The following is an 11,273-nucleotide window of genomic DNA, read 5'->3' as shown; positions in this document are numbered from 1 at the left end:
CCCGGCAGCGACGGACGCGGCATTCGGGTACCCGTCACCGCGGAGGTCCATCCCGAGCGCATCGACGGAGAAGTCGAGGGCGCGGCCAAGGTCGGTCACTTCGAGGTGGACGTGTCCGAGGTCGGTTCCGACGGGAGCACGGTCGTCGCCGTGTGCGTCCGCCAGCACCGAATCGAGGTCGAGCGGAAGCGTGTCCATCTTCACGCGGCCGTCGTCTTTCGTCGGCCACTCCTCGCGCGGACGGTCGCGGTAGATTTCGACGCCGTTGCCTTCGGGGTCGCGGAGGTAGAGCGCCTCGCTCACGAGGTGGTCGGACGCACCCGAGAGGGTCGCACCGTCGCGGATGCGGTCGAGTACATCGCCGAGTGCACCCCGGTCGGGAACACGGATAGCGAGGTGGAACAACCCGGCCTGGTCTCCGGCGCGGGGCGGTGCGTCCGGAGCTTCGTTCAGGACGACAAGGGGTGTGTTTCCGGCCGAGAGCACGGCGCGGGACCCATAGCGTTCGACTGCGAGGCCAACCACGTCCCGGTAAAACGGGACAACGCGGTCAAGTGACCCGACACGGAGTGCGATCCGGCCGAGGTGAGTCGCATCCGTGAGTGCCGGCGTCTCGGTAGCGGTGTCAGTCATGACCGACCCTTGGTGCGTGAGCGCCAAAGGCATGCCAGTGACACGGGTGTGACCGACGCGATGGCCGTCGGGGACGTAACTGACGAAGAGGTGTCTGTGAACGTAACTGACGAGAGCGGTGGACCGGAAAACGGAAACGCTGGGTCGTCCGCATCGCGGACGACGAGTCCGACTATTCGGCGTAGTAGTACTCGCCGGAGCGCTTCTGCTCGCGGTCGAGTTGTGATTCGGGCTTGTTGATGCGCGGGCGCGAAGTGCGCTCGTCGCGGCGGAACGTGATGTCGAGGTCCGACAGGAAGTCGTTCATGCCGTTTCGCATCTCCTGTGGCTTCGAAGCGTGCCCCTCGATAGACGGTTCGCCGTCGAAGACCATCAGGCGGTCCGCCAGCAGGTCCATCATGTAGATGTCGTGGTCGATGACCATGACCGTCGCGTCGTGGTTCTCGGCGTAGCGGCGAATGGCCGACGTGGCCTGCACGCGCTGTTCGACGTCGAGGTGGGCCGACGGTTCGTCGAGCAGGTAGAGGTCGGCGTTCTGCGAGAGACACGCGGCGATAGCGACGCGCTGGCGCTCACCGCCGGAGAGGTCGGTGAGGTTGCGCTCCATGATGCGGTTGAGTTGCAACGGGTTCGCAATTTCCGTGTTCCAGTACGACGAGCCGAACTGGTCGGTGATGGACGACAGGAAGGCGTCCACGCGCATCGGCTGGTCGATTTCGATGTACTGCGGCTTGTACGAGATGTCGAGCGCGAAGTCGAGTTCGCCCACGTCGGGCGTCAGGTCGCCCGTGAACAGTTGAGCGAGCGTGGATTTACCAATCCCGTTCGGGCCGACGATACCGAGGACTTCGCCGTTGTAGATGGTCCCCGAATCGACGTCGAGGGAGAACTCTCCGTCGCCGTAGGACTTGCTCAGTTCGGGGTACTCGATGAGGGGTTCGGCCTTCGTGGTCTCGCGCGGCGCGTGTTCCTCGAAGGTGATAGCCTCCGGACGGATACGCATGTTCTCGTTCGTGAGGTACCCTTTCAGATACTCGTTGATGCCGTTCCGGACCGATTTGGGGTCCGTGACGACACCGTACGCGCCGGGTTCACCGTACGCGACGTGGAGCGTGTCGGCGAGGAGGTCGAGGATGGCGAGGTCGTGTTCGACCACGAGCACTGCGCGGTCTTCATCCTCGGCGAGTTCTCGGATGAGACGCGCCGCAGTGACGCGCTGGCCGATGTCGAGGTACGGCGAAATCTCGTCGAGGAAGTAGAAGTCGCGGTCGCGGGCGAGGGTCGCTGCGAGCGCGACGCGCTGGAGTTCCCCGCCGGAGAGCGTGTCGATGTGGTTGTCGACGACCGGGCCGATGTCGAGGCGGTCGATGTAAGAGTCGAGCGCGCCGCGTTCGTCGGTCGCCTCCAAGAGTTCGCGGGCTTTCCCGTCGAACTGCTTGGGAATCTGGTCGACGTACTGCGGCTTGCGGGCGATGGTGACCTCGCCGTCGCGGACTTGCTCGACGTAATTCTGGAGTTCGGTACCGCGGAAGCGGTCGAGGACGGCCTCCCACGACGGTTCGTCGTCGTAGTTGCCGAGGTTCGGCACCATCTCGCCGGCGAGGGCGCGGACGGCGGTCGTCTTCCCGATACCGTTCGGGCCGAGGATACCCGTGACAGACCCCGATTCGGGGACGGGCAGTCCGTACAGCGAGAAGGCGTTCTCGCCGTACCGATGGGTCGGGTCCTCGTCCAGTTCGGACGGGAGGTTGATGATTTCGATAGCGTCGAAGGGACACTTCTCGACACAGATACCACAGGTCTCACCGAGACAGATTTCCTCGGAGATGCGGACCTGGTCGGGACCGCCCTGTTCGGCGTCCTCGCCGCGAAGCGTGATGCACTCTTTGCCCGTCCGGTTGGGCGGACAGAAGTTCGAGCACTCGTAGCTACAGCGGTCCGGGGAACACCGGTCCAAGTCGACGACGGCGATACTATCGTCAGCCATTGTTAGAGCTGAACACCTGAGGTCAGCAGGATGGCGAACGAGATGAACCAGAGCGCGAAGGTCATGAACACGACGTAGATGTAGTCCTTCGCCCCGAACCCGTTGACATCGACACCGATGACGCGGAGCACCGGGAACTGTGCGAGAACGAACGCACCGAGAATACCCACGGCCAACTGATTGGTCGCGGCCTCGGCGGTCGTCCCCACCAGAACCCCGGAAAGCACCGCTGCGGCGATGCCGGAGAGGCAGGCGAGTGTCGTGACCGTCACTCCACGAATATGACTGGAGAGACCGGTCTGCGTTTCCGTGGCCATGTGTCCTCGTCCGGTATCCGGCATCAAAAGGCGTTCGTTCCTTCCGTCGCATCCGGCGATAAAGCGTTGTCGGCCAACCCCGGCCAACAAGGTTTATGCTGGTTGCGCGTTTCGATTCGTAACGATGACTGGAACAGAAGAGGAGAGTCTCGACGACCTCCCACCGAGTGCGAAGCTTGTTTTCAAGGTACTCGAATACAACGGTCCGCTCACCCAGAAGGGCATCGTGCAGGAATCGATGCTCTCGGCCCGAACTGTTCGCTACGCACTCGAACGACTGGAAGGAATCGGCATCGTCGACGAGGATGTCTACTTCGCCGACGCTCGTCAGAATCTCTATCAGCTAACCGACCTCGCACCGAAGCAAGCGCAGGCGAAAGCAGACGGCGGAAAGGAAAAAGCCTGCTGCGCTGAATAACCAGAATCACACCCACACTTCGCAGTCGGTATCACGAGAAACCAGTTGCGACGTGCCGAAGTAGTCGAAATCGGCCGACGAGTGGTTGTCCTCGCCGTCAGGCCGGAACGACTGAAATCTGTTGTTTCTTGTCGATTGCGTTCTCGAGTTCCTCAGCGATGGCGCTGCCGCGAGAAACCTGAATGTCCCCGCCGCGGCTGACTGTCGCCGTAAACAGGTACTGGTTATCGGCACGGACTTCGACCGTCTCGCCGACGTGGCCGTCCATCCGGATGACGACGTGGCGAGAGGTGACCTCCGGCGTGACGACGATGGCCTCGTCAGCCTGACCGCCGCCCGATGCGCCGCCTGCTGCGGATTGACCGCTCGCTGCCGACTCGTTACCCGAGGGTTTCTCGTCGTGCGTCCGAACGTCGATATTGATGCCGAGGCGGTCCTCGACGTCCGAAATTCGGCCGCCGCCCTTGCCGATAACGTAGGAGATGTCGTCTTCTTCGACGTAGACGACCGCGCGGTTCTGGCCCTTGAGGTCGACTTCGACGTGTCCGCGGGCGATAGAGCGAATCTCCCGCTCGATTTCCTGCTTTGCGAGGCGAGAGACGCCGCTTTCCTTCTCGTCGTCCTTCTCGCCCAGCGGGACCGTGACGACCTGCCGGTTGAACGTGTAAATCTCGTACTGCGGGCGGCCGGTTTCGAAGTCCCGAATCTGGATGACCGGACGCGCGAGGTCCTCCGCAAAGAGACCCTCGGGCACCTTCACTTCGGTGCTCACGTCGTAGACCGTGTGGACCTCACCGTCTTCGATGTAGACGACGGTGTCGACCACCTGCGGAATCATGCCGAGTTCGACACGGCCGACGAGGCGCTGGAGCGCATCGATGGCGCGGGTTGCGTGGACGACGCCGACCATGCCGACGCCGGCGAGACGCATGTCGGAGAAAACCGAGAAGTCCTCGGTCTTTCTGACCTCGTCGTAGATGGTGTAGTCGGGACGGACGAGAAGCAGCGAGTCGGCCGTCTTCGCCATATCGCCGCCGAGTGCGGTGTACTGGGTGATGTCGGAGCCAACCTGCAGGTCGCGCGGTTTCTCCATCGTCTTGACCGCGTAGTCGTTGTCGTTGAGGAACTCGGCGACAGCCTGCGCGAAGGTGGACTTCCCGGCACCGGGCGACCCGGAGATGAGGACGCCGCGCTGGCGTTCGGCGAGTCGGTCGCGGAGTTCGTCGGCGAACTCGTAGTCGTCGAGTTCGGTCTTGACGATGGGACGAACGGCCGTGATTTCGATACCGTCGGCGAACGGCGGGCGGGCGACGGCGATACGGTAATCGCGGAACTGGACGATATCCATCCCCGGTTCGGAGAGTTCGATGAATCCGTCGGGCGACGCGCGAGCGGAGTTGACGATGTCGTCTGCCCACTCTTTCATCGTCGCCTCGTCGGTCACCTCGTCGGCGATGGTCTGGTAGTGCATCTCGCCGATGGCACCGCGTTTGGCCTTCGGCTTGGTGTCGGTCTTGAGGTGGACCGACATGGTATCGTCGTCGAAGAACCGCTCGATGATAAGCCCGCCAGAACCGCGGACCTCGGCTTCGACGAACTCGACACTCAGTCCCTTCGCCTTCGCAACTTCAGCCTGTACCACGTCGCTCGTCAGCAGCGTCGCCGAGCGGTCCGTGGCGATGTCGCGGATGAGCGCGTCGATGTCGCCCTCGTGGGCACCCTTCGTCTCGCCAGTACTCGGACGACGACCGACGTACTGGAGGTCAATGACGCCGTCGTCGGCGAGTTCTGCGAGGCGTTGAAGCTCGGAGAGCCCTTCCCACCCCGTGTCGCGGCCGTCGTTGGCCTGCGATTCGAGTTCGCTGACGACTGCTTCGGGGACGAGAACGTCGGCACCCTCGTAGGTGCCGTCGTCGACTCGCTCGGACACGCGACCGTCAATGACCGCGCTCGTGTCCGGCACTATCTTCATGCGCGAGATTTTGAGCGGGGGACGGATAAGGATATAGATAAAGTAGGTGAGTAATCGCCGGACAGGCGCGTACTCGTGGGTCAGTCAGTCGTCCACAGGCGAAGCGGCAGATTGCGTCTCCTCGACAACCTCGAACGAGCCGACGAGTCCATCGAGGTCCGCCGCCCGCGACGAGAGAATAGCCGCCTGCTCTGCGAGGTCCCCGATAGATTCGGACTGTTCGTTCGCCGTTTCGACGACCGTCTGGGACTGTCCGGCCGTCTCCTCGGAGATGTTCGCCACGTCGTCGACGCGGGTTGCGATATCCTGTGCAGACTGAGCCTGTTGGTCGGTCGCGGCGCTCATCTCGGCCACGCTGGCGTCGATGTCGGTGACCATGTCCACGATGGTTTCGAACTCGCCGATTGCCTCACTGACGGTTTCGAGGCTGTCGGAGACCTGCTTGTTCATCTCCCGGACGTCCGTGAGCGTCTCCTCGGAGTGGTCAGTAATATCCGCGATGAGTGCCGAAACCTCGTCGGCCGAGTCGCGAGTCTCCTCGGCGAGCGACTTGACCTCCTCCGCGACGACGCCGAAGCCGTCGCCCGCCTCGCCGGCGTGAGCCGCCTCGATTGCGGCATTGATAGCGAGTAAGTCGGTCTGTGACCCGACGTGGTCGATGAACGCGGCGATTTCGTCGATTTCCTCGATACCCTCGGCGAGTTCGGCCACCGCGTCGGCGGTGTGGTCGATGCGTGCTTCGACAGCGTCTAACTCCTTCATCGCCGTGGTCGCAGCGTCTCGACCGGCCTCACCGCGCTCGGAGGCCGTCTCGGCGGTCTCGGCGACCTCGTCGGCGGAGGCGGCAATCTCCTCAACCGTCGCCGAGAGCGTGTTGAGTTCGTCGGCGACCGTCTGAAGGTGGTCCGTCTGTGTGGTCGCCCCGTCGGAAATCTCGGTGACCGAGGCGGCGACTTCCTCGCTCGCAGCGTTCGCTCGCTCGACGTGGTTCTGTGCGGTGGCGCTCATCTGCGAGACCTCCTGTGCGAACGACTGCACCTCGCCGATAGTCGTCGAAAGCGTGTAGACGAGGTCGTTGTAGGTCTCCGCGACCGCCTCGTAGCGGTCGTCGTCGACCCCCCAGTTGGCCGTGTCGATGGTCGCCGTGAGGTCGCCCGACTGGGCGCGCGAAGTCGCTTCGGCAAAGGCCTCGACGAGGTGCTGGAGGTTGCGCGTGTAGTCTGCGAGATTGCGGTGCATCCGGTCGAGAGCGTCACCGAACTCGCCCGGTAAATCTTCGTCGAGCGCCGGGTCATCGAACTGCTGGTCGGCCAGCGCGCTCGCTTGTGAGGCGACGATACAGACGTGTTCGTGCATCGCTCCGAAGTCGTCGGCGAGGGCGGCGACTTCGTCTTTCCCGTCGACGTGTGGAGGGTTCGCCGACAGGTCACCCGCGGCGACGCCGGCCGCGGACGACGAAATCGCTTCGATTGGTGAGACGATATCTTTGCGGGTGATGAGAACCGTGTTGACGAAGGCGAGCGTTGCTCCCGTCAACAGTAGCCCAGTGAGTACGAGTCGCGTCGTACCGGTTGCAATCCACGGCAGCGCTGCCTGCGCGAGCGAGACCGTGAACTGAATACCGACCGCCGCGACGACTTTTCGTTCGACCGAATCAGATACCCTGAGGACGTCCATCGTCCCCCACAGTATCCGTTCGTACGCCGAAATGAGGGCCATAGACTGACGTTCCGATGATATGTAATAAGTCGATTTACCCGTTCTCACATATTGATAATTTACCGTGCTCCGTCGGGGCGCCGTACGCTTTTCTGTCAACCGCGCGATGAGGTAGCATGGACGAACTTACTGCCCTCACGTCGGACCTCGTCTCAGTTCCGAGCCATCAAGACGAGACGGCCGTTGGCGATTTTATCGAGACGTGGCTCCGCGACGAGACGGATTCAAGCGTAATCAGAGATGAGAATGGGAACGTCGTCGCCCGAACGAACTCGGGCGTCGGTGAGTCGCTCGCACTCGTCGGCCATCACGACGTGGTGCCGCCAGCCGACCGGCAAGTAAGAGACACCGGTGATGATGAAGTCGAGAGACGCGACGGTCGCCTCTACGGCCGCGGCGCAGCGGACATGAAAGGCGCCGTCGCTGCGGCGATGCTCGCGTTCCGAGACGCCGTCGATTCGGCCACGAGCGAAGTCGTCTTCGCCTCGTTCGTCGGCGAGGAAGTCGGCGGCATGGGTGTCCGTGCGGCCCTCGACAGCGGTCTCGAACTCGACTACGCCGTCGTCGCCGAAGGCTCGACGAACTACTCCGGTGCGGACCGAACCGACGTGGCCGTCGCCCACCGCGGCCGTCGGGCGAGTACGCTTGTCGCAACCGGCACCGCCTGCCACGCAAGTGAACCCGAGCAGGGCGCAAACGCTGTCTACCGCGCCTGCGACGCCGTCGACGTGGTCCGCGACCTGAGCGTTCCTGCTGCCGAAGTTCTCGGACACGCCGTCTCGGGGAGCGCCACAGTGACCGGAATCGACGGCGGAAGCGCGTGGAACGTCATTCCGGACCGCTGCGAAATCACCATCGACGAACGAACCGTCCCCGGCGGATACGCCGACTTCTCTGAAGTCGAATCCGTCGAAGGCGTGGAGTGGGTCGTCGAACAGGACTTGCCCCCGATGGCGTGTGACGACGCCGAGTTCGCCGACCACGTCCTCGACGCGGCCCGTCAGGTTCACGAAGCGCGCGGCGACGAGGACCCACAGCAGGTGACGAAGCCCCACGCCACCGACGCCGGGTGGTTGGCGCAGGAGGGGACGACCTGCGTCGTCTACGGCCCCTCGGAACCCGGCGAGGCGCACACGAAAGACGAGAGCGTGTCGTTGGACGTACTGGAGCGGTGTTACGAGACGTACCGGGAGCTTTTGGAAGGGTGGTGAGTGGCGTCGGAGAACACTTCGGCGACGACGACCGACCAATACACGGGCGGCGATTATTTGACTACCCACGGGCGGCGACAACTGGATAGCCCACAGGGAGGGACTGAAAGGGGCCGCGTCCGGGACGAAGGCGGACGACGCAAGGACCGCAGGCGCGAGCGAAGCGAGCACCGAGGACCACAGCGAGTCCACCGAGTCGCGGACGCGGGGGCTTTCGGGATGTTGTGAACCGCTACAACGTCGACGAAAACGTGTGCAACACCGAAACCACACGCAACGACTGCTGATAATAGTAAGAAACCCAACCCGAATAGCCGTCTCCTTCGATTTAATACGCCCCGAGCCCGACCTGACACGACATGGCACAATCCTCCACCGAAGCGAAATCGGCGTACGACCAACTGCTCACGAAGTACAAACGAATCGCCAACGTCGAGAAGGCGGGCGGCCTGCTGTCGTGGGACCAGCAGGTCATCATGCCCGACGAGGGGACGCCCGCGCGCTCCCAGCAGATGTCCACGCTCTCCGCGCTTAGTCACGAACTCATGACCGACGAGGAGTTCGGCGAACTCCTCGAAGCAGCGGAGGCCGACGACCCGACAGACGAGCAGGCCGACGTACTCCGTGAGATTCGCCGCGATTACGAACGCGCCGTTCGCGTCCCGAACGACCTCGTCGAGGAGATTTCGGCGACGTCTTCCGAAGCGATTACAGCGTGGAAGGAGGCAAAAGCCGAAGACGATTTCGAGACGTTCGCGCCGTATCTAGAGAAACACGTCGAACTGAAGCGCAAGTACGCAGAACACATCGACCCCGACCGCGACCCCTACGAGGTGCTCTTCGAGGACTACGAACCCTGCCTGCCGCTCGAACAGGCCGAAGAGATTCTCGCCGAAGTGCGCGAAGTCCTCGTCTCGATGATCGAGGATATCCGCGAGTCCGACGAAGAACTCGCCCGCGACGCCTTCGAAGGCGAGTTCCCGGCCGGAAAACAGGAAGAACTCGCCCGCGACGCGCTCACGACGCTCGGGTACCCGTGGGAGCGCGGCCGTCTCGACACCGCGCCGCACCCGTTCTCGTCGGGGACGCAGTTCGACGCCCGCGTGACCACCCGCTACGACGAGTCCGACCCGCTCGGGTCGCTGTTTTCGACCATCCACGAGTTCGGCCACGCGCTCTACACGCTCGGCCTGCCGGACGAACACTACGCGACGCCGCTCGGTGAGGACCGTGACCTCTCGGTCCACGAGTCGCAGTCGCGTCTCTGGGAGAACCACGTCGGCCGCTCGCGCGCCTTCTGGCAGCACTTCCTGTCGACGTTCGAGGAGCACTTCCCCGAGACCGACGCGACGGTCGAAGACGCCTACGAGGCGGCGAATCAGGTGTACGAGGACAACCTCATCCGCGTCGAGGCCGACGAACTGACCTACCACCTGCATATCGTCATCCGGTTCGAACTCGAACGCGAACTCGTCTCAGGCGACCTCTCGGTCGAGGACGTGCCGGAAGCGTGGAACGACAAATACGAAGCGTACCTCGGTATCCGCCCGGAGACCGACTCGGAAGGCTGTCTGCAGGACATCCACTGGGCCTACGGTAACTTCGGATACTTCCCGACGTACTCGCTCGGGTCCATCATGGCTGCTCAACTGTTCGCCGCCGCGGAGGAGGATATCGAGAACCTCGACGAGAAAATCGCCGACGGCGAGTTCGACGACCTGCGTGAGTGGCTTCGCGAGAACATCCACCAGCACGGCCGCCGCTACGAGACCAACGACCTCGTAAAGCGGGCGACCGGCGACGACTTCACCGCAGACGAGTTCATCGACTACGTCGAATCGAAGTACGGCGAACTCTACGACCTGTAGGGCGTCGAGAGACGCTATCACGCCGATTCCCGGAGAATCAGTCTCGTCGCAGGAACTAAATAGTGGTATGCCATATCATGTCGTGTATGGCCTCAGCACCCAGTGACGACTTGTTCGACCAGTTCTTGACCGACCGCGGTCACGAGATAGAACCGGTACGCTGGGACCGATCCTATAACAAATTGCAGTGCCCCGATTGTGGGGCGTTGCACGACATGGGCGCGGCAACCTGCTCCGTGTGTGGGTGGGTGCCGGAGGTCTAACGCGTCCGAACTGACCAAGCCACAGCACCTGTTCTCGACGCTCCCAAATCCTGTTTGGTGATGCGTCTGCGAACGCCCGGCGAGATATTCCACACCGGGCGCGTTCGCCCTCGTCCGAAGCACGTCGCTTATCACAGATAAGACCGTGAACGTGTACAATGAGCGATTCCGACGTGACCGTCACCCGCCTGTTCGGAGGACCGGGTAGCGGGAAGACCACGGCCTTGCTCGACAAGGTCGAGGCAATTCTCGAACAAGACGGCGTCACCATCCGCGACATTCTCGTCGTCTCGTACACCCGGGCCGCAGCGGCCGAGGTCCGTGAGCGACTCGCCGAACGACTCGATATCAACCCGCGTTCGCTGAAGGGGAACGTCTCCACGATGCACGCGAAGGCGTACGAACTACTGAGTCTCTCGCGCAACGACGTCGTTGGCGAGAAGGCCAAAAAGGAGTTCTGCGAGGAGTACGGTATCGAGTTCGAAGACGAGTACGGCGGTGCCGGCCGTCGGACCGCCCGGTCGACCACCATCGGCAACAAAGTTATTGCAACGAGTCAGTGGCTCCAGCGCCCCCGCCGCGACGTAGCCGACTGGTACGACGTACCCTTCCAGTGGAACGTCGAAGAGGTTCGTCTCCCGCCGGAGGTAGACCCCAACGCGCAGGAAGGAAACAAATACACGCCGACGTGGCCGTCCGACGACGACCGCATCGACATTCCGGAAGCAATCCGGGCGTGGCGCTCCTACAAGGGCGAAAACGACCTCGTCGGCTTCGCGGACATGCTTGAACGGGTCAAGCAGCGCGCGCTCGTCCCGAACGTCGACTACCTCGTTTACGACGTAGTTCAGGACATCACCACACTCCAGTACGACGTGTACGAGG

General features: G+C 63.0%; 10 protein-coding genes. 5 read left to right on the top strand and 5 right to left on the bottom strand.

Annotated features, from left to right (window positions below; genetic code table 11):
* The 3 genes from QT222_RS14215 to QT222_RS14205 all read right to left on the bottom strand — a co-directional run.
* The coding region (locus tag QT222_RS14215) for a VOC family protein (protein ID WP_491477538.1) at positions 1–633 on the bottom strand (633 nt) is incomplete at its 3' end.
* Positions 634–805: 172 nt separating this feature from the next.
* Positions 806–2,620, bottom strand: coding sequence for a ribosome biogenesis/translation initiation ATPase RLI (locus QT222_RS14210; RefSeq protein WP_491477537.1), 1,815 nt, complete (start codon positions 2,618–2,620; stop codon positions 806–808).
* Between the two features lie 2 nt (positions 2,621–2,622).
* Positions 2,623–2,937: an EMC6-like membrane protein gene (locus QT222_RS14205; protein WP_004058063.1), complete on the bottom strand. Its 315-nt coding sequence runs from the start codon at positions 2,935–2,937 to the stop codon at positions 2,623–2,625.
* A gap of 124 nt (positions 2,938–3,061) precedes the next feature.
* On the opposite strand from QT222_RS14205, the gene QT222_RS14200 reads away from it, so the two are divergent.
* A complete protein-coding gene (locus tag QT222_RS14200; protein WP_004058066.1) occupies positions 3,062–3,355 on the top strand; it encodes a MarR family transcriptional regulator in 294 nt (97 codons plus the stop codon).
* A gap of 97 nt (positions 3,356–3,452) precedes the next feature.
* On the opposite strand, the gene QT222_RS14195 is transcribed toward QT222_RS14200, so the two are convergent.
* Entirely contained in the window at positions 3,453–5,327 is a 1,875-nt protein-coding gene (locus QT222_RS14195; RefSeq protein ID WP_491477536.1) for a PINc/VapC family ATPase, read from the bottom strand.
* Between the two features lie 84 nt (positions 5,328–5,411).
* Complete coding sequence (locus QT222_RS14190; protein ID WP_491477535.1) at positions 5,412–7,046, bottom strand: methyl-accepting chemotaxis protein; 1,635 nt, start codon at positions 7,044–7,046, stop codon at positions 5,412–5,414.
* A 116-nt stretch (positions 7,047–7,162) separates the two neighbouring features.
* Here QT222_RS14190 and QT222_RS14185 point away from each other — a divergent pair, with 116 nt between their 5' ends.
* The 4 genes from QT222_RS14185 to QT222_RS14170 form a co-directional block, all read left to right on the top strand.
* Positions 7,163–8,257 carry a M20 family metallopeptidase gene (locus QT222_RS14185; protein WP_491477534.1) on the top strand — a complete coding sequence of 365 codons (1,095 nt, stop codon included), beginning with the start codon at positions 7,163–7,165 and terminating at the stop codon, positions 8,255–8,257.
* Between the two features lie 359 nt (positions 8,258–8,616).
* The gene (locus tag QT222_RS14180) at positions 8,617–10,125 is read left to right on the top strand and encodes a carboxypeptidase M32 (protein WP_491477533.1); all 1,509 of its coding nucleotides are present in this window, start codon (positions 8,617–8,619) and stop codon (positions 10,123–10,125) included.
* 86 nt (positions 10,126–10,211) lie between these two features.
* Positions 10,212–10,388, top strand: a complete 177-nt coding sequence (locus tag QT222_RS14175) for an HVO_0416 family zinc finger protein (protein WP_320051488.1) — start codon at positions 10,212–10,214, stop codon at positions 10,386–10,388.
* 158 nt (positions 10,389–10,546) lie between these two features.
* Positions 10,547–11,273, top strand: a 727-nt coding sequence (locus QT222_RS14170) for a UvrD-helicase domain-containing protein (RefSeq protein ID WP_491477532.1), incomplete at its 3' end; no start/stop codon positions are given.

The sequence above is a fragment of the Haloferax sp. s1 genome (assembly GCF_058382125.1).
This window is presented reverse-complemented; position numbering and strand designations above follow the sequence as displayed.

Coding starts and splice junctions, on each gene's coding strand:
- QT222_RS14210 (WP_491477537.1), bottom strand. CDS start 2,620: ATGGCTGACGATAGTATCGCCGTCGTCGACTTGGACCGGTGTTCCCCG.
- QT222_RS14205 (WP_004058063.1), bottom strand. CDS start 2,937: ATGGCCACGGAAACGCAGACCGGTCTCTCCAGTCATATTCGTGGAGTG.
- QT222_RS14200 (WP_004058066.1), top strand. CDS start 3,062: ATGACTGGAACAGAAGAGGAGAGTCTCGACGACCTCCCACCGAGTGCG.
- QT222_RS14195 (WP_491477536.1), bottom strand. CDS start 5,327: ATGAAGATAGTGCCGGACACGAGCGCGGTCATTGACGGTCGCGTGTCC.
- QT222_RS14190 (WP_491477535.1), bottom strand. CDS start 7,046: ATGGCCCTCATTTCGGCGTACGAACGGATACTGTGGGGGACGATGGAC.
- QT222_RS14185 (WP_491477534.1), top strand. CDS start 7,163: ATGGACGAACTTACTGCCCTCACGTCGGACCTCGTCTCAGTTCCGAGC.
- QT222_RS14180 (WP_491477533.1), top strand. CDS start 8,617: ATGGCACAATCCTCCACCGAAGCGAAATCGGCGTACGACCAACTGCTC.
- QT222_RS14175 (WP_320051488.1), top strand. CDS start 10,212: ATGGCCTCAGCACCCAGTGACGACTTGTTCGACCAGTTCTTGACCGAC.